Here is an 18,113-nt window from a genome sequence, read left to right on the forward strand (position 1 = left end):
GTAAGTGTTTGGGTTTTTTACCGGCCATAGACATCTCGAAATATCGAGAGATTTTTCTATCTAGTTGAAAAATAACAGTTATTTATACTTGATCAGGCGTTCAATTCTGCCTTTGTGCAGCTTGGATCCCGTTGAACTTCCCTCGGAACTCTCTAAGATCAGCCCTGTGTCCACGGATTGACACAGCCATCAAGGAACGATGGTTAGGGAACGTCGCAGGATGCGATTCATCAGGATGATGAAAAGGAATACAGGGACTAGGGAAAAAATGTGGGCGGGTCATACCGCCCCTTTTTTCGTCTGCAGGAAAGTGAAACCTACCCTGTGGAAATGCAAAAAGGCCCGCAAGGGGCCTTTTTTATTGGGCGGCGGCGCTTTTAGCGCTCGAGTTGGGCAATCTTGCCTTTCTTGCCATCCCACTCCGCTGCATCCGGCATCGGATCTTTACGCTCAGTAATATTCGGCCAGATTTCCGCCAGATCGACGTTCAACTGAATGAATTCCTGCATCTCTGCCGGGACTTCGTCCTCGGAGAAAATAGCGACGGCCGGGCATTCTGGTTCACACAGGGCGCAGTCGATGCACTCATCCGGGTGGATAACCAGGAAGTTCGGGCCTTCGTAGAAGCAGTCCACCGGACACACTTCGACGCAGTCGGTGTACTTGCACTTGATGCAGTTGTCGGTAACGACGAAGGTCATTTCTAATTTTCTCCTCAGGCGGCGGCAGCGAAACCCCTTATGGTGGGGCTCGCGAGGTTCGGGAGCGATAGTCTGCAGGCCAGGCTAAAAGCCCGCAGCATCCCAAACCGCGCGAGATTCTATCAGCTTGCAAGCGTCTGCGTTATATCCGAGTCTTCAGTGCATATAACATTTCGAGCGCTTTGCGCGGCGTCACGTCGTCCAGGTCAAGCTTGGCCAACTCATCCAGCACCGGATGGGGCAGGCTGGCGAACATATCGCTTTGATGCGGCGCGCTGGGTTTGGTGCTGGCTTTGGCCGGGCTGGCCACGGGAATCTCGTGGGGCAGCGCGGTTTCTTCCAGGCGGCTCAGGTGCTCACGGGCACGGGTAATCACCTCGCTCGGCACACCGGCCAACTGCGCCACAGCCAAGCCGTAACTCTGGCTCGCCGGCCCTGGCAGCACATGGTGCAGGAACACGATACGCTCGTTGTGCTCGGTCGCATTGAGGTGCACGTTGGCCACCAACGGCTCGCTTTCCGGCAGCACCGTCAGCTCAAAATAGTGGGTAGCAAACAGCGTGTAGGCGCGCAGATGCGCCAGCCGTTCGGCTGCTGCCCATGCCAGCGACAGGCCGTCGAAGGTGCTGGTGCCGCGACCGACTTCGTCCATCAGCACCAGGCTGCGTTCAGTGGCGTTGTGCAAGATGTTGGCGGTTTCGCTCATTTCCACCATAAAGGTCGAACGGCCACCGGCCAGGTCATCGCTGGAGCCTATCCGCGTGAAAATGCGGTCCACCAGCGACAATTCGCAACTGGCTGCCGGCACAAAGCTGCCGATATGTGCCAGCAACACAATCAATGCGGTCTGACGCATGTAGGTGGATTTACCGCCCATGTTCGGACCGGTAATCACCAGCATGCGGGTATCGTCGTCCAGCGACAGGTCGTTGGCGACGAACGGCGTGGTCAACACCTGCTCCACCACCGGGTGGCGGCCCTGCTCGATACGCATGCACGGCTCGCTGACAAACCGCGGGCAGTTCAAATCAAGGTTCAGCGCCCGCTCGGCCAGGTTGCTCAACACGTCCAGTTCCGCCAGGGCGGCGGCGGTGTCCTGCAATGGCGCCAGGCGGCTGATCAGGTCTTCGAGCAACGCCTCATAGAGCATCTTTTCCCGCGCCAGGGCACGGCTCTTGGCCGATAGCGCCTTGTCTTCGAACTCTTTAAGTTCCGGCGTGATAAAGCGCTCGGCACCTTTAAGGGTTTGGCGACGTTGATAGTCGATCGGCGCCGACTCGGCCTGCTTGCTCGGCAACTCAATAAAGTAGCCGTGCACGCGGTTGTAGCCGACCTTCAAGTTGGCCAGGCCGGTGCGGGCTTTTTCGCGTGCTTCGAGGTCAATCAGGAACTGCCCGGCGTTTTCGCTCAGCGCCTGCAGCTCATCCAGTTCGCTGTCGTAACCGGTTTTCAGCACGCCGCCGTCACGGATGATCGCTGGCGGGTTATCGATGATGGCCTTTTCCAGCAGCGCTGCCAGGTCCGGGTAGGTGCCGGCCGTCACGGCAAGTTGTTGCAGGTGCGGCGTGTCCAGTTCGGTCATCGCCACTTGCAGCTGTGGCAGCGCGCTCAAGGCATCGCGCAGGCGCGCCAGGTCACGGGGTCGCGCATTGCGCAGGCCGATCCGCGCCAGGATGCGCTCGATATCGCCGATTTCCTTCAGCTGTGGCTGCAGCTTTTCGAAGCGATAGCCATCCAGCAGGCAGGTAATAGACGTCTGACGCGCTTGCAGCACGGTCAGGTCGCGCAACGGACGGTTCAGCCAGCGGGTCAGCAAACGGCTGCCCATGGCGGTCTGGCAACGGTCGACCACTGATTGCAGCGTGTTGTCGCGACCACCGGCCAGGTTGGTGTCCAGTTCCAGGTTGCGACGGCTGGCGCCATCGAGTACCACGGTGTCATCCAGGCGTTCATGGCGCAGGCTGCGCAAATGCGGCAGGGCGGTGCGCTGGGTTTCCTTGGCATAGCTGAGCAGGCAACCGGCGGCGCCGATGGCCAGGGTCAGTGTTTCGCAGCCAAAGCCTTTAAGGTCCTGCACCGAGAATTGCTGGCACAGACTTTTCAGCGCTGAATCACGCTCGAAATCCCACGGCGCGCGGCGCTTGGTCCCGCGACGCTTCTCCGCCGGCAAATCCTTTGGCCAATCATCCGGAATCAACAACTCCACCGGATTGATACGCTCAAGTTCCGCCAGCAGGTTCTCCCAGCCCTTGATCTCCAGCACGCTGAAATTACCGCTGGTGATATCCAGGACCGACAGGCCGAACAAACGCTCATCACCCAAAACGGCGGCAATCAAATTGTCGCGACGCTCGTCCAGCAACGCCTCATCACTCACCGTGCCCGGCGTAATAATGCGCACCACCTGACGTTCAACGGGCCCTTTGCTGGTGGCCGGGTCGCCGATCTGCTCACAGATCACCACCGACTCGCCCAGCTTCACCAGCTTGACCAGGTAGCCCTCCAACGAATGGTAAGGAATCCCACACATCGGAATCGACTGCCCCGCCGACTGCCCGCGCGCGGTCAAGGTGATGTCCAGCAGCTTGGCGGCCTTCTTCGCGTCTTCATAGAAGATCTCGTAGAAGTCGCCCATGCGATAGAACATCAACTGATCAGGGTGCTGGTTTTTCAGACGCCAGTACTGCTGCATCATCGGCGTGTGGGAGGACAGATCGGACGTGTTTTTACTCATCAGATAGTTAGCAAATTCGTTAAAAGGAGTGGGGCAAAGATGGGGCGCTTGGCCCTGCTAATTTTGCGATGGCGGCAAGGTTAACACGCGAGGTCGAGGGTTCGCAGGTCACAAACAGCCAGGTAAAAGCCAAAAATGGCGCAACGCCCAATGGCCATCACTATTAAGGATGAACACTCAGTAAGGAACACCGAACCCGTGGCGAGGGAGCAAGCTCCCTCGCCACGGGTTCGCGGTGCTTGTGCTATCGCTTAACTGATCGGAATCAGGCGCCGCGCCCGTGTTGGATTCGCCCCTTACTGAAGGTTACCGGGCGAATCCAACACCTTCACCACATCATCAACCACGGCCTTGACCATCTCCTGCAAGTAATGCGACGCCCAGGCGTAACGGTCCGTCTCTTTGGTCATGGCCGCATCTTCGGCGAGTTGCTTGGCGACGTGGAGGAGGTCCGAGGCGTGGTGTAAAGCTTCGTGCAGGGAGACGCCGCTGTTGACGCGAAATAGCGGTTGGTCGGAGTGGAAGGAGAAGGGCGTGACGCCGAGGGTGGTTAATGCAGACGGATTTGTAGCGGTCATCGGTAAAAACTCCCATATCAATTGAGAGCTACCACATTCGTTATCAGGCGAATTGGGTGGCAGCTGTGCGCAGGCTGATAAACCGGAGATACAGGAACCCGGCAGACCCGAAGGTCTCCCACGCACAGCCGCCATTGCACGAAATGGTGGGCGAAAAAAACGCCTGCAAATCGGGTTTTGGGGGCGCTTGGTGCGCCTGCATCTTGCCGGGTTATCAGGCCCGGTCGCTGAATTGGCAGCGACGGAAGGGAGGGTAGCGTGGGGGCGTGCTGGGTGCAACTGAGGAAATGGATATGTCGCTATGCTGCTGTCGAAAAGCACATTGGGGCATGGATAATGAACGTGTCTTCTAGGGCCAACTAATAAGTTGGCCCAATAAAAAGCCCAGCACAGTGCCGGGCTTCAGAAAGCGGTGTGGGAAGCAATCAGGCTCTTTTCGCCTCTGCTTTCATCATCACGAGATTCTGCTGCTTGGTAGCCTCGGTCAGAACTTCGCTGTAAACGCGCTTTTTTTGATCGGATTTTGCGTCACGAATAAAGTCGGCAAAAGAGCTTTTTGCGCCTTTGGACAAGCCCAGCTTGATCGAAATCATCAATGCGCTCCTGATGGTGGCCCGAGCCTGGCCTCTAGATCGGCCCGCGTATGCTGCTCAGGGATATGGTAGTCAATCTTATCCACGCCCGCTTTGTAAAGCCGTCCAGAGTTGTCGATATGCTTGATGAGCAAATCCACATGAACGTCGCCTCGATACTCTAGCTTAAGGGCATTCACTACGTCACGCGCTGCAAAGTATTGCTCGATGAAATGCTCTTTATGAATTCTTCTGCCTTCGGCCTCCTCGCGAGCTTTCACGAAATCCCAAGCGAGCATGGGGTCTTGATATACGTATAAGATCTGTACGAATCTTCCCTTTTTCAATGAGCGTTCAACATTACTTCTGGCGACTTTGAGATTCGAAAAGGTGCCGTCGAGTAGGAGGGACTGTCGTTGATTCAGTGCTTGATCAATTATTTTTTCGACCAAAATCGATACCCCTCGTTGGAAAAGCCACGAATTGGGCCCCTTGTAAGCGGCAAATTCGTTGCGAAGTTCATCAGGGTTGATTCGCAGAATTGGGGTGTCGGCGAATAGATTTACAAGAGCAATCGATGCCTCTGTTTTTCCTGCGCCGGGCGATCCTGCCATGAAGACGGAAACTGGCGACTCCTCCGACGGATAGATCGCTTTGTCTGTCAGGCGTCTGGCAATTGACTTTTTATTTGAGCGCGCAAAACGCAGTGCTTCTTCTGAAATCTCGATTTCCGCGGGTGTCATCCTGTCGGTGTCGTGAAATGCGGTGTGTTCCATCAAAAGCATCCCCATCTGCTCCAGCGGTGTGTCAAAGACTATCACTCGGTTAAAACATCGCGACGGGCCGAAACTTCACTTAACACATCCTTATTTTGCATAAAATATGCAATTTAGCATTTGCCAACCCCCAAAACTCCCGCCATTATCCCCGTTATGCAAAAACGCAACGTTTCTATCGTCTTAAGAGAATTGCTGGACCGCGACCGGATCTCCCCCACGGAGCTTCACCGGCGTACCGGCGTGCCTCAATCCACGTTGTCACGGATCCTCAGCGGCAAGATCGTTGATCCGTCGGACAAGCACATCTCCCGCATCGCCGAGTATTTCCGCGTCAGCACCGACCACTTGCGTGGGCGTGCAGCCGTGGGCGCTTTGCGCGATGACGGGCGTGACCCGATGCATTCGGAACTCAAGGACATAAGCCTGTGGGATGACGACACGCCCGTTAATGATGACGAGGTGTCGATCCCCTTTCTGCGCGAGGTTGAATTGGCTGCTGGATCAGGAAGATTCGTCATCGAGGAAAGCGAGAAGGCCAGCCTGCGGTTCGGCAAGCGCAGCCTTCGCCATAACGGTGTGCAGTTCGACCAGGCCAAGTGTGTGACGGTGCGCGGCAACAGCATGTTGCCGGTGCTGCGCGATGGCGCGACGGTGGGGGTGAATGCGGGCAAGAGCGGCATTGGCGATATCGTTGATGGCGACCTGTATGCGATCAATCACAATGGCCAATTGCGGGTCAAACAGCTCTACCGCCTGCCTTCCGGCATTCGTCTGCGCAGCTTTAATCGCGATGAGCACCCGGACGAAGACTACAGCTTCCAGGATATCCAGGATGAGCAAATCAGCATCCTCGGTCATGTGTTCTGGTGGGGCATGTACGCCCGTTAACCTCCTTGCGTAAGACAAAGCCCGCCACCGAGCGGGCTTTTTTTCGCCTGCAAAAAACCGGTAAACCCTTCACCCGCAAGGCTTGAAATGCATTCGTGCATTTAATGGGGAAAAATAAATGCATTTGTGCATTGACTGTATATGCATACATGCATATTCTCCATCTCAAGCCAGCCAACATGGTGGTGGAGGCGGCAAGGATGCTGCCAAGGAAAGTGACAAGGACGGCACGCAACATCGGCAAGGACGCCATCGAAGCGATGGCAGGGATGCCAGGTAACACCGGCAAGGATGCCGACGCTCTTTAGTTACACCGCTTCAAAAAACAGGCAGCGATGAACCGGCCTTAACGGTTCAGAGGGTTGGCAACTGACCCGGGTGTGCAGCGTAAAGCACCAGAAGCAGTTATCCGGCAGACAGGGATCGTGGTCGGAAAAACATTGAGGAAAGAACCGTACCGCGCCAGTAGCGCCGAACGTTCGAGGAAATCATTACTGAAAAGCCCGGGCAACCGGGCTTTTTGGAATGCCGACCTATCGAAGCATGTGTGAATGAAAAACGGACTATTGAGTGCTCAGCCAGGAGGCGTGACATGACAAATGAACAGCAAGCGTTAGCGGAAATGCCTATCTGGCTGGTCATCGTATTGGCAGTGATCGGCGGGGTGTCCGGTGAAATGTGGCGCGCCGACAAGGAAGGCGCACGTGGCTGGTCGCTGATCCGCCGCCTGGCCCTGCGCTCCGGCGCGTGCATGGTCTGCGGTGTTTCGGCCTTGATGCTGTGCTACGCCGCCGGCATGTCGATCTGGACCGCCGGCGCGATTGGTTGCCTCACCGCAATGGCCGGTGCCGATGTCGCCATCGGCCTTTATGAACGCTGGGCCGCCAAGCGTATCGGGGTCAACCAAGGCTCCGGCCAAGACCCGCAGTAACCGTTGCAAGGACGCTACTTAATATGACCCTTATCGAAAAAACCTCCCAACTGCCCCTCGCCATCGGCGCGGCGCTGCACGCGGCCTTCCCGGACTTGAAGGTTGGCAATCACCAGGATTTTCAGGGCGCCGTGGATAAAACCGGCGTGTTGATCACGGTCGAAGGCAATGGCCCAGGCATTCGCTCTCGCGAAGGGCGCAAAGCGCATGCCCTGACGATTTCGCTCCGGGCCATGGTGGCGCCGGGTGCGCTGCCGTTTGATGCCTGCGACCTGGCCAGCCAGCTTATGGACCAGGTGCTGGATAACCGCTGGGGCCTGCCCTTGGCCCAGTGCGATTTGCCGATAAATATCGTCGCCGCTCCGGTTGCTGCAACAACAGCAGAAACGGACTACGACACCTGGACTGTCTCCTTCACCCAGACCGTCTACATCGGGCCGGTATTACTCACAGATCCTACCGGCCAGCCGCTGTTTGCCCGCACCTGGGAAGTGTCGAACATCGACGATCCCGACCAATACAAACCCCTGGCGGAGTAGCCCATGTTCGACGCGCTGTTACGCATGCAACTGGGGCCGATTGTCGAGCGCCTGGCAGAAATGGAAACGCAACTTGAAGACCTGTATCGACGCGCCGAGAGTTTTTGTCGGATCGGCACGTGTCAGTCAGTCGACGCCGCCAGCAATACCTGCAAGGTCAGCCATGGTGATTTGCTCACGCCGGCGATCCGTTTTTTCAACCCCAGCGCGGGTGCGCAAACCGAAACGCGCATCCCGTCCGTGGGTGAACAATGCCTGTTACTCAACTACGGCGGCGGCGAAGGCGGTGGTCAGTCGGTGGCCTTGTTCGGCCTCAACAGTCGTCAGTTTCCGCCAGTTTCCGACGTTGCCACAGTGACCCGGCGGCGCCATCAGGACGGCACCCAAAGTGACTATGACGACGCCAGCCACACCTTCAACTGGGCCAACGGCCCCACCACATTCAGCGGTTCCCGCGAACAGGTAGACGTCAAGGTCGGCGCCGCCAGCTTGGTCATGAGCGCCCAGAACATCACCCTGCAAATCGGCGGCACCAGCCTGGTACTGGACGCTGGCGGCGCGCACTTCAGCGGCCCGCTGGTGGACCATCAAGGCCGCGTCATCAGCCCTCGATAAGGACATTCCATGCTCGGCATCGATCGAAACACCGGGGCAGCCGTCGATGACTGGCTGCAATTCGTGCAGCGCGCCACCCGAGCGCTGACCACCCCGGTGGGCACTCGGCAGAAACGCCCACTGTACGGCTCGCTGATCCCGCAACTGCTCGGCCAAAACCTTGGCGACGACCTGCTGATCCTCGCCCAAAGCCACGCCGCGCAAGCGTTCTACAACAGCCACAACGGCATCGGCGATTTTCAACCCCAAGTCATCGTCGCCACCCGCCAAGGCGCCGGCCTGCTCTTGCGTTTCGCCGGCACCTGGAAAAACCGCCAACAAACCTTCGAGGTCGTGACATGAGCATGCTGATCCCCGGCCAGAATCAACTGGCGGAACCGGCCATCATTGCGGTGGATGCGTTCGAGCCGCTGCTGGCCGAATTCAAGGCGTTCGTTGTTGACTACGTCGCCACCCGAGCACCGCAAAGCGCGGCCAAACTGAAGGTCAGCCTCGACAACGAAAGCGAGTTGCTGACCCTCGCTCTGGAAGCGTTTTGTGTACGTCTGCAAACCCACGAACGCAAATACAATGCGCGTATCAAGCAGATGCTGGCGTGGTGGGCCACCGGCAGCAACCTGGATGCACGCTTGGCCGATATGGGCCTGGAACGCCAAGTGCTCGACCCCGGCGACCCGGCGGCGTTTCCGCCGGTGCCGCCGACGTTGGAGAGTGACGACGACGCTCGCTTGCGTTATTACCTGGCGCCGCATGCACCGGCAGCCGGCTCGCGGATGCAGTATCGCCGCGAGGTGTTCACCTTGGGCGAGCGACCGTCGGTGAAGGTGCAAAGTGCCACGCCGGGCGTGGTGACGGTCAGCTACACCTTTGACCCGGACGGCTACGCGGCGCAGGTCAAGGACGGCAACGCGCGTCGAACGGCGCCCGGCGAAGTGATGGTCACGGTGCTTTCTCGTGAGGCCGACGGCAGCCCATCCGCCGATTTGCTTGACGGCGTTCGTCGCCATTTCGCACGGCCGGATGTGAGGCCAGAGACCGATCTGGTCAGCGTGCAAGGCGCGCACATCCTGCGCTACAAAATCCGTGTGGTCGCGAAGATCAACGCCGGTCCGGACTCGGGGCTCACTCAGGTAGCGGCGCAGAAATTACTGCAAGACTATGCAGAATCCTGTCATCGCCTCGAGGGGCGGGTAGACCCCAGTTGGATCGACTACGCGATTCACAGCGCGGGTGCAGCGCAGTTGCAAATCGTTGAACCGCTCGAACCCATTATCAGCAACGCCTTCCAGGCCCCGTATTGCACGGGTGTCGAGGTGGAGGTGCGCACGCTATGAGTGAGCCCAAAGCGAGTTTGTTACCTGGCAACAGCTCACCGTTGGAAAAGGCCCTGGATTTGGGATTCGGGCAATTGCTCGACCGCGTCATTCCGCCGTTTCCGGTGTTGATGAATCCACTGCAAACGCCTGGCGAGTTTCTGCCTTACCTGGCCGCCGACCGAGGCGTCAGTGAATGGGATGCCGATGCCAGCGAACCTGAAAAACGTTTGACGGTCGCATTGTCCTGGCAGATTCAGCGCCAGGCGGGTATGCCCAAAGCATTGAGCTACGCGGTGGAGTCACTTGGATTCACCCCCAACATCATCGCCTGGTATCAGCAGCGTCCGTCGGGATTACCTTACACCTTCGACATACAGGCGATCATCGGGCGAAGTTGGTCCAGTGGTGATCACAACCGGCTGATTCGCCGCATCAACGCGGCACAAAGCGAACGCGACCGGGCGACGATCACCATCGTGCATGAAACCTCGCAGGGGTTGCGACTCGCCGCAGCGGCTGATCCGGGGCTGAGTATTCTGGACGACAGCCAACCGGGTGCTTTGCCCGACATGAAGCTACACAGCACTGGATCCTTCTGCAGCGCAGCTCACACACCACTGACTGATGGCGAGCTGCAGTTGGAAGGCGTGTTGCCTGAATTCGGGTTAGCCGCCCGGCTTAATAGTGCCGGGTTTGCCCGGCACTTCACCATTAACGACTACGACCTCAGGGCGCAGCCATGACAGATGACATTACGCGCCTGGTGCGCTTCACCTCCAAGGGTTTGGATGAAGTGCTGCAGGCAAAGAACCAGGGTTTGAAAGGCGAAATCACCCATATCGGTGCTGGCACCGGCCGCTACAACCCAGACGGCACAGAAGTGGCTTTGCGTGATGAGCGCCAACGGGCCGCCATCGTGGATTACGAGGACCTGAGCAACCGGCAACTCAGAATGGCCGCGCTGTTTGATGGCGAGGCCGAATATGAGATTGGCGAGTTTGGTTTTTACCTCGCCAGTGGGACCTTGCTGGCGGTGTATTCCGTGGCGGGGAAGTTGCTGACCTATAAAGCGGCAGCGGCGCGGGTGCTGCAGAAGTTTACGCTGGATATTTCACCGTTGCCGGTGGACAGCGTGACGATTGTGGTGGGGAGTGACAACCTCAATATTTTGTTGGGGGAGGATATTGCAGTGCTAGCGACGGCGAATATCGACAACATGGCGCGTCATACTGAGTTGCTGTTTCGTGTGATGTCGCTGGAATCTGGCCGTTAAGGCGTAAACAGTTAAGGAGTTTTAAACGTGAGTCTAGAAACGACTATTGCGTCGCTGGTGACAGCGGCGAATAACTTGACCACATCGGTCAATGGAAAGATCGGTAGTATCAATGCGACAATGGCTGGGGCCTTGTCCCAGTTCAACGAGTGGCGCAGCCTAAAGGATGTCGAGGGAGACCCGAACTATCCAGGCACCATTCGCAGCACTATTCTTCAAGGGCATGTTTACGGTACGGGAGGCGTATATGAAGCATTGGCAATAGGCGATTTTAAGTCTACCGACTTGGGCGCGAGTACCAATGTCTATATGCATTTTCAGGTTCCGTTGAATCTTAATGTCAACGCAGAAATGTTCTGGTTCAATATCAAAGGTTACAGCTACGGGACGGCAAAAATTATCGATGAAACGTTGGTCGGGTATTGCTATAAACCGAATCGAACGCTGCACAATGTTTCAACCTTTGGCAATATGACACCTGCTGTTTACGTTGATGCGAACGGAAACATTGTTATGCGAATTTTGATTCCTAATATTTATTACACCACCGTCCGTATCGACACTATGCGAGTGGGTAATGGTCGTCTGTTTAATTTGGGTGATCTCAAAACCAAGGTTTCGTTGGCAGATACCGTCGTTTTTAGTTAAGGAAATAGAGCATGTCTGAAATATCTAGCAATGAGAGTCCATCTGTAGGTATAGCTGTGCCGACGCCTGAAATTGAATGGGCAGCCATTCGTGCTCGTCGCGATCAACTATTGCGCTCAACCGACTTCACTCAATTGCCGGACTATCCTGCAATTGCGGCGCAGCGAGCAGAAATAGCGGCCTATCGTAAGGCTTTGCGTGACATCCCAGAGCAGGCGGCAGAACCTTCGAAGATTGACTGGCCCGTACTACCCACCTTCCTGAAGTAACCCACCGCGAAAGCGGTTTTTTTTCGCCTCTCCAAAGTCCCTCCCGTAGGGGCTTTGGCGTTTTCCATACGGAGAATTCCACCCATGCACAACCGCCAAACCTACACCGTCCTCATCCCATTCCCCACCGGAGGTGGCCACTGGTCCACCGTCGGCGAGGAGTTGGAACTGCTCGACGTCGAAGCATCCGCTCTACGCACCGCTGGCCGCCTGGAACTGACCAGCGTCCTCAACTCCACCCCCAAGAAGGCTGACTAACCATGGCTGAGGTTCTTAACTTCGAGCACAACGGCATCACTGTAAATGCCACTGAATCCCCGGAGGCCATGGGTGGCCTGGGCGATAATGTTATCGGTCTGGTCGGCACCGCGCCGAATGCCCACGCGTCGATCCCGAAAAACGCGCCGTTCCGCATCAACAGCTTTACCACCCAGGCGCTGCTGGACCCGACCGGCGCTGAGTCGGGCACGCTATTTCAGGCGGTTTACCAGATCCTCAAAGTGGTGAAGGTGCCGGTCTATGTGGTGATCGTGGAGGAGGGCGCAACCCCGGCCGATACGATCAACAATGTGATCGGCGGCAACGAGCCGACCACCGGCCGCAAGCTGGGCCTGGCGGCCTTGAGCAGCGTGCCTGAAGACCTGACCATCATTGGCGCCCCAGGCTTCACCGGCACCAAGGCCGTGGCCGGTGAGTTCGCTGCCTTTGGCAAGCGCATCAAGGCCCGTGTGGTGCTGGACGGCAAGGATGCGTCCGTCGCTGACCAAGTGACCTACAGCGGCGAGCTGGGCGGTGCCGACCTCGGTTTCGACCGCTGCCTGCTGGTGCACAACATGCCGTCGGTGTACTCCAAAGCGGCGAAGAAAAACGTGTTCCTGTCGCCATCCTCGCTGGCTATTGCTGCACTGGCCAAGGTCAAGCAGTGGGAAAGCCCAGGCAACCAGGTGACGTTCGCCGAGGACGTGTCCCGCGTGGTCGAGTACAACATCCTCGACACCTCGACCGAAGGCGATCTGCTCAACCGCTATGGCGTGAGCTACTACGCGCGCACCATCCTCGGTGGTTTCTCGCTGCTGGGTAACCGCTCCCTCACCGGCAAGTTCATCAGCTATGTCGGCCTGGAAGATGCGATCAGCCGCAAGCTGGTCAAGGCCGGCCAGAAAGCCATGGCCAAGAACCTCACCAAGTCGTTCATGGACCAGGAGGTCAAGCGCATCAACGACTGGCTGCAAACCCTGGTGGCCGACGAAACCATTCCCGGCGGCAGTGTGTACCTGCACCCGGAACTGAACAGTGTCGAGAAGTACAAGAACGGCACCTGGTTCATCGTCATCGACTACGGTCGTTACGCGCCAAACGAACACATGATTTATCAACTCAATGCCCGCGATGAAATCATCGAGCAGTTCCTGGAGGACGTTCTCTAATGTTTACCAACCGTGTAAGACAGGCCATTGCGGCCACCCTTCAAGGCCTGCCGTTGTCCGCGACCGTGGAGGAGTTCACCCCGCCGAAGATCGAGTTCGACATGGAGGCCATGTCCGGCGGGCGCTTTATTGCCGAAGAAATGGCCAAGAGCGGCAAGGTGCTCGGCGCCACTTTGGTGCTGCAAGGTGCGGGGCCGGAAATCATGTTGGCCCTGGGCGTGCGCCTGGGTGACGACATCTTGCTCAACGTGCGTGAAGCCGGGCAAGACCAGGACGGCAAGACCTACTTCACCTACCACACCGTCGGCGGCAAATTGAAGTCCCTGGCCGAGGCGAAGCTGAAGATGGGCGATAAGGTCACCACCACCCTGGAATTGTCCTGCCGCACCTACAACCGTCTGGAAAATGGCATTTCGGTGATCGACATCGACGTGCGCACCCAGAAGTTTGTGCTTAACGGCGTCGACATTCTCGGCGATGCACGCCGCGCGGTGCTGATGCCGTAAGCCTTCACGGCACCTGAAGTGGACACTGTCAGTGTGGGGGCGGGGTTGCTCGCGAATACGGAGTGTCAGTCAATACATGTGTGACTGATAGACCGCATTCGCGAGCAAGCCCGCTCCCACATGGACCGGTGTTGTCTTGCAGATACTTTCTCATCAAGGAATTGCCCCATGGCCTGGATGCCACCGCTGCACATTCTGCTGTCCCCGATCACCGCCGACACGGGCGCGACGATCCAGCAGATTCAACTCAAGCCGTTGTTTTACGCCGCGCAGAAAGACGCGCTGGCCCGGGCCGGTGATGACGAGGACGAGCAGTTTTTTGAACTGGCGAAACTCGCCACCGGCCTGTCGGAAAAAGAGCTCGACCAACTCAAGCGTCCGGACTACGTGAGCATCGCGCAGTACGTGCATGAAATATCGACGCGCCCTGCGGCGTTCTTCCTGGATCAACACCAGGAGGCGTCCCACGACGAGCCCGTGCATCTGCTGCTGCCCCTCGACGCTGCCGGTCGCAGCCTCACCGAACTATCGCTGGAAATGCCCGCCTTGCGCGCCACCAAAGTGATGAAAAAACTCACCACCAACAAAGAGCGTGCCGAGTTCATCACCGCGCACTGCACCGGTTTGATGATCCCCGATCTCGCCGGCCTGACGGTGCCCGACTGGACGCAACTGCAGGAGCGCATCGACGATTTTTTAAATCAACCGGCGGACTTCTTTCGCAGCGCGACATCGAAGTAATTCTCGATGTGGTGCCGTTGATTTACTCGGTCAATGAGGCGGAGATCCTCGACTGGGACGCCGGCAAAGCATTGCGCCGCTACGACATTGCGATCACTCGCCTTGGCGTTAAACAGGAGTAAGCGGGATGCAGAACAAGTATTCGCTCGCGAATGCCATGGCCAAGGATAGCCATGACATTTTCGGTCGTGCAGACGGCGCATCTGATGCCGATATCGTCAGCTCAGGTGCTCTCGGGCCAGACAAAACTGTCGACACCACGGCGCTGGAGCCGTTATCCGGGATGGTGCTGGAATTGGCCAATGCCGGCTTGAAACTGAATGAATTCGCACAGTCGTTGGGCGTATTGCGCGAGAACGTGGATTCGCTTGCAACGTCGTTGTCTTCGCTGAAGGCGGCTGATGCGCCATTGGTGAACACACAGGTACACACCGACACAACCAAGGTTGCCGAGTTTAAATCGACCCGGTCTGAAGACCGGCGCATTACTCGGGAAGCAATGACGGTGGGCAGCGGGCAGGTTCTCGACCCGGTCGCAGCACTTCGGTACACGAATGCCCACCGTTCGTTTGATGCGACGGCGACTTCGGAAAAGTCGACAACGGTTCTGCGCGAGGAGTCCAGCGCAAGCGAAAAACGGCTTTCCAAGACGCTGGAGCCTGTGTCGGTTTTGCTTGAGCCCACATGGCTGCAAGTGAAGACTGGCGTGATGAATACGGCCAATGATTTGGCCAGTCAATCGCCGGTTATGGCCAAGACGGTTAAAACGGCTGAGGCGGTCATTTTGCCGGTGGTTTCGCCGGTGTTCACCGGGTTTTTCGCGGGCTTGGGGGACACGATCAAAACCCGTGTGACCGGTAATCTTATCGATGTGACACTGGGTAAGTTGGGCGGCGGGGTTGGCAAGTTGTTCAAGGACAAGGGCTTTGAAAAGGAAAAGTCCTGCTGCTGTTCAGCGGCGGCCGAAAAGCCCATCACAAGTAGCCGTTCTGCACCGCAAGGTTCTTCCGGGAAAAAGAACGCCCGAAAACCACAGTCCGAAAACACAAAAAAGTCGCCAAACCCCAAAAAATCCCAGAACACACCCAAGAAGCAAACGTCTGCACCGAAACCAGCCGCCACAAAACGCTCTTCGGCAAAAGGCGCTGGTTGGGGGGCATCGCTGCGTGGCGTGGGCGAACGTCTTTCCACGTTGTTTTCCCGGCAACAGTCTGTCGGTTTCCATGCTGGGCCCGCGGCGCCAGGTTTACAGCCTCGCGCAGCCAGTACAAACAGGCGTAAGAACAACACGGCGTCATCTCAATTACCCACAGGCAGAGGGCCTGGGTTGATCGAAGCCTTGGAGCGAGGACGTGTGCCGTTGCCCTCCGACGTTCATGCCAATACCCCGTCACGCGTGCAGCCTGTCAGCCGTGAGCATCTGCCCGTTCCAACGGCGCGTTCACTGCAAATGCCCGCTTCAGGCGTGTGGGGGGCGATGGGCAAACTGGAGTCGTCCGCCGCCCGCCGCCTCGGCCCGTTGAAGTACGTAGACACCGCCCTGGACGTGGTTCAGGGCGTGCGCAACGGCGACGCCAAAGCTGTCGGTGCCGGCCTCTCAACGGCAGGTGGCGCCTGGGCTGGCGCGTCTGCCGGCGCCGCGATCGGCACGCTGGTATTTCCCGGTGTCGGCACGGCTGTCGGTGGCGCTATCGGCGGCTTGCTCGGCAGTGAAGCGGGCACCTGGCTGGGAGACAAATTGTTCGGCTCAAGTGATCGCCTGCCTGCACCCGGTGCGGTGAGCAAAGAACTCAACGCTGCGCGTACCGACAACGTGCAAGTCACCCTCGCGCCGAGCATTCAAATTACTGGCGTGAACCCCGCCGATGCCCAGCAAGTCGTCAACCAGGTGATCCAGGCCCTGCAATTTCAATGCATGCCGATGGTCACCGACAGCCTGGGGATTCGGCGCAACGCGGCACTGGCCGATCCTCCGGGAGGTGATTGATGCGACAACAAATGGTCCTCGGCGAGTTTATTTTTGGCCTGTCCCGAGGCTTCGCCTATTCCTCGCTGGTGCGTACCAGCGACGGTGGCTGGAGTGACCTGGCGATTATTGCCAGCAAGCCCCAGTCGCGGCAAAGCGGCCAGAAGCTGGAGAAACTCACGTTCACTGGGGCAGCGATGTACGCCATCGGCATGCAGCGCCTGGACGAGTTACGCGCCCTGCAAAATGCCCGGATACCGTTGCCGCTGGTCGATGGCATCGGCCGTAACTGGGGCCTGTGGCGAATCAACTCGGTGATGGAAACCCAAAGCAACGTGATTGATGACGGCACGGCCATGGTCATGGCCTGGACTATGGAACTGGAGGAATTCGTCAATGCGTAGAGTGCGAAGTATTGCCGGTGATTCGGTCAACCTGTTGCTCTACCGCGAATTGGGCCGTTGCGATGACGCGGCGGAAGAAACCCTTTGGCGCCTGAACCCCGAACTTGCCGAGTACGGGCCGGTACTGCCCGCCGGTGTGTGGGTCATCGTGCCGGAAATGCAAGCGCGGCCGGCTGCTGTGCGGCCTGTTCTGGCGTGGGATTAAGGAGGCAACATGGCACAGGGATTTACGCCGATCGTGGAGTTTTATGGCGCGAATGCCGCGCTGCTCAATCAACGCCTGATGCATTGGAGCCATACCGACGCCGCAGGCATCGAGTCTGACCGGCTGGAGTTGACCCTCAATATCGAAGGGCTGGAAGGCTTGCCCAGCCTGAGCGGCAAGATCGGTTTGCGCGTGGGTTACCAGGAATCGGGGTTGGTGGAAAAAGGCGAGTTCGTGATCACCCAGCGCACGCCCGTGCTGTTTCCCATGCGCTTGATGATCGTGGCGACTGCCGCGCCTTTCAGCATGCTCGACGCCAGCGGTTATCGCCAGCGTCGGTCCGCCAGTTACGGGCCAACCACGCTGGGCGCACTGTTTCGCCAACTGGTCAGTCGCCACGGGTTTTCACCGCGTGTGGCACCTGCGCTGGAAGGCATTGCGATTGCGCATATCGACCAGTCCAACGAAAGCGACATGGCGTTCATCACCCGCCTTGCCCGGCGCTACAGCGCGGTCACCAAACCGATCAACGCGTTGTATGTGCTGGCCGAAGCGGGGCAGGTCAAATCGCTGTCCGGCCAACTGTTACCGCAGGTGAAGCTGTCTGTGACCCAGGACAATCGTCCCGGTGACCAGGCCTTCATCACCGCCAAGCTCGACGAAAAGTCTCGCTCCAAATACATGGGCAGCCGCGTGACCTGGTGGGATGGCGCCGGTGGCAAACAACAGATCGTTGAGGTTGGGGTGGCCCCGTTCAAAACCTTGCGTCAGCGCTGCCAGAACGAAGCCGAGGCCCGTGCCGTGGCTGAAGGCGAACTGCGTCGTGTGGGACGCGAAGGCTTGAAACTGCTGATCGATTGCCCTGGCAACCCGCTGCTGGCCGCTGAGGGGTTGCTGGTGCTGGATGAAACCTGGCCTTCGTATATGCAGGGCCAGTGGTCGATGAAACAGGTGGTGCATGTTGGCGATCCGGTAACGGGGTATCGCAGTTCAATCACGGCGAATGGGTTGTCGGCATAGA

Annotated in this window: 24 protein-coding genes; 19 read left to right on the forward strand and 5 right to left on the reverse strand. The window is 58.0% G+C overall.

What is annotated here, in order from left to right; genetic code table 11:
• Positions 1-377 precede the first annotated feature (377 nt).
• From fdxA to A7D21_RS16640, 5 genes are all read right to left on the reverse strand, one after another.
• The gene (gene fdxA / locus A7D21_RS16625; protein ID WP_053254656.1) at positions 378-701 is read right to left on the reverse strand and encodes a ferredoxin FdxA; all 324 of its coding nucleotides are present in this window, start codon (positions 699-701) and stop codon (positions 378-380) included.
• Positions 702-843: 142 nt separating this feature from the next.
• Entirely contained in the window at positions 844-3,435 is a 2,592-nt protein-coding gene (gene mutS, locus A7D21_RS16630) for a DNA mismatch repair protein MutS (RefSeq protein WP_069552178.1), read from the reverse strand.
• Positions 3,436-3,731: 296 nt separating this feature from the next.
• The gene (locus tag A7D21_RS16635; protein ID WP_069552179.1) at positions 3,732-4,013 is read right to left on the reverse strand and encodes a DUF3077 domain-containing protein; all 282 of its coding nucleotides are present in this window, start codon (positions 4,011-4,013) and stop codon (positions 3,732-3,734) included.
• Positions 4,014-4,438: 425 nt separating this feature from the next.
• A complete protein-coding gene (locus A7D21_RS35805; RefSeq protein ID WP_167422741.1) occupies positions 4,439-4,606 on the reverse strand; it encodes a hypothetical protein in 168 nt (55 codons plus the stop codon).
• Positions 4,606-5,328, reverse strand: a complete 723-nt coding sequence (locus A7D21_RS16640; RefSeq protein ID WP_069552198.1) for a zeta toxin family protein — start codon at positions 5,326-5,328, stop codon at positions 4,606-4,608. Before A7D21_RS16640 ends, A7D21_RS35805 begins: the two co-directional genes overlap by 1 nt.
• A gap of 189 nt (positions 5,329-5,517) precedes the next feature.
• Between A7D21_RS16640 and A7D21_RS16645 the strand changes: the two genes are divergently transcribed.
• From A7D21_RS16645 to A7D21_RS16725, 19 genes are all read left to right on the forward strand, one after another.
• Complete coding sequence (locus tag A7D21_RS16645; protein ID WP_073637233.1) at positions 5,518-6,252, forward strand: XRE family transcriptional regulator; 735 nt, start codon at positions 5,518-5,520, stop codon at positions 6,250-6,252.
• A gap of 149 nt (positions 6,253-6,401) precedes the next feature.
• Positions 6,402-6,560, forward strand: a complete 159-nt coding sequence (locus A7D21_RS35810) for a hypothetical protein (protein ID WP_171902618.1) — start codon at positions 6,402-6,404, stop codon at positions 6,558-6,560.
• A 284-nt stretch (positions 6,561-6,844) separates the two neighbouring features.
• Entirely contained in the window at positions 6,845-7,183 is a 339-nt protein-coding gene (locus A7D21_RS16655; protein WP_053254660.1) for a phage holin family protein, read from the forward strand.
• A gap of 23 nt (positions 7,184-7,206) precedes the next feature.
• Positions 7,207-7,722, forward strand: coding sequence for a hypothetical protein (locus tag A7D21_RS16660; protein ID WP_069552181.1), 516 nt, complete (start codon positions 7,207-7,209; stop codon positions 7,720-7,722).
• Between the two features lie 3 nt (positions 7,723-7,725).
• Positions 7,726-8,337 carry a phage baseplate assembly protein V gene (locus tag A7D21_RS16665; RefSeq protein WP_053254662.1) on the forward strand — a complete coding sequence of 204 codons (612 nt, stop codon included), beginning with the start codon at positions 7,726-7,728 and terminating at the stop codon, positions 8,335-8,337.
• Between the two features lie 9 nt (positions 8,338-8,346).
• Positions 8,347-8,679, forward strand: a complete 333-nt coding sequence (locus tag A7D21_RS16670; protein ID WP_053254663.1) for a hypothetical protein — start codon at positions 8,347-8,349, stop codon at positions 8,677-8,679.
• Entirely contained in the window at positions 8,676-9,671 is a 996-nt protein-coding gene (locus tag A7D21_RS16675; RefSeq protein WP_053254664.1) for a baseplate J/gp47 family protein, read from the forward strand. Before A7D21_RS16670 ends, A7D21_RS16675 begins: the two co-directional genes overlap by 4 nt.
• On the forward strand, positions 9,668-10,396 hold the full coding sequence (locus tag A7D21_RS16680) for a phage tail protein I (RefSeq protein ID WP_053254665.1): 729 nt from the start codon (positions 9,668-9,670) through the stop codon (positions 10,394-10,396). The genes A7D21_RS16675 and A7D21_RS16680 overlap by 4 nt, the downstream gene beginning before the upstream one ends.
• Positions 10,393-10,926, forward strand: coding sequence for a hypothetical protein (locus tag A7D21_RS16685; RefSeq protein WP_053254666.1), 534 nt, complete (start codon positions 10,393-10,395; stop codon positions 10,924-10,926). Before A7D21_RS16680 ends, A7D21_RS16685 begins: the two co-directional genes overlap by 4 nt.
• Positions 10,927-10,953: 27 nt before the next feature.
• Entirely contained in the window at positions 10,954-11,574 is a 621-nt protein-coding gene (locus tag A7D21_RS16690) for a hypothetical protein (RefSeq protein WP_053254667.1), read from the forward strand.
• 11 nt (positions 11,575-11,585) lie between these two features.
• A complete protein-coding gene (locus A7D21_RS34420; protein WP_073637230.1) occupies positions 11,586-11,843 on the forward strand; it encodes a tail fiber assembly protein in 258 nt (85 codons plus the stop codon).
• An 84-nt stretch (positions 11,844-11,927) separates the two neighbouring features.
• The gene (locus tag A7D21_RS35815; RefSeq protein ID WP_162843515.1) at positions 11,928-12,101 is read left to right on the forward strand and encodes a hypothetical protein; all 174 of its coding nucleotides are present in this window, start codon (positions 11,928-11,930) and stop codon (positions 12,099-12,101) included.
• Positions 12,102-12,103: 2 nt separating this feature from the next.
• Complete coding sequence (locus tag A7D21_RS16695) at positions 12,104-13,270, forward strand: phage tail protein (protein ID WP_069552182.1); 1,167 nt, start codon at positions 12,104-12,106, stop codon at positions 13,268-13,270.
• Positions 13,270-13,776, forward strand: a complete 507-nt coding sequence (locus tag A7D21_RS16700) for a phage major tail tube protein (RefSeq protein ID WP_053254669.1) — start codon at positions 13,270-13,272, stop codon at positions 13,774-13,776. The genes A7D21_RS16695 and A7D21_RS16700 overlap by 1 nt, the downstream gene beginning before the upstream one ends.
• A 168-nt stretch (positions 13,777-13,944) precedes the next feature.
• Positions 13,945-14,517, forward strand: a complete 573-nt coding sequence (locus tag A7D21_RS16705) for a phage tail assembly protein (protein ID WP_069552183.1) — start codon at positions 13,945-13,947, stop codon at positions 14,515-14,517.
• A gap of 127 nt (positions 14,518-14,644) precedes the next feature.
• Positions 14,645-16,504, forward strand: coding sequence for a phage tail tape measure protein (locus A7D21_RS35820; protein ID WP_069552184.1), 1,860 nt, complete (start codon positions 14,645-14,647; stop codon positions 16,502-16,504).
• Positions 16,504-16,887 carry a phage tail protein gene (locus A7D21_RS16715; RefSeq protein WP_053254672.1) on the forward strand — a complete coding sequence of 128 codons (384 nt, stop codon included), beginning with the start codon at positions 16,504-16,506 and terminating at the stop codon, positions 16,885-16,887. The genes A7D21_RS35820 and A7D21_RS16715 overlap by 1 nt, the downstream gene beginning before the upstream one ends.
• Positions 16,880-17,092 (forward strand): tail protein X, encoded by a 213-nt coding sequence (locus tag A7D21_RS16720; RefSeq protein ID WP_017137071.1) that lies wholly within the window; start codon positions 16,880-16,882, stop codon positions 17,090-17,092. Before A7D21_RS16715 ends, A7D21_RS16720 begins: the two co-directional genes overlap by 8 nt.
• A gap of 9 nt (positions 17,093-17,101) precedes the next feature.
• The gene (locus A7D21_RS16725) at positions 17,102-18,112 is read left to right on the forward strand and encodes a contractile injection system protein, VgrG/Pvc8 family (protein ID WP_053254673.1); all 1,011 of its coding nucleotides are present in this window, start codon (positions 17,102-17,104) and stop codon (positions 18,110-18,112) included.
• Position 18,113 lies beyond the last annotated feature (1 nt).

The organism is Pseudomonas sp. AP19 (assembly GCF_001728855.1).
Lineage (GTDB): Bacteria > Pseudomonadota > Gammaproteobacteria > Pseudomonadales > Pseudomonadaceae > Aquipseudomonas > Aquipseudomonas fluorescens.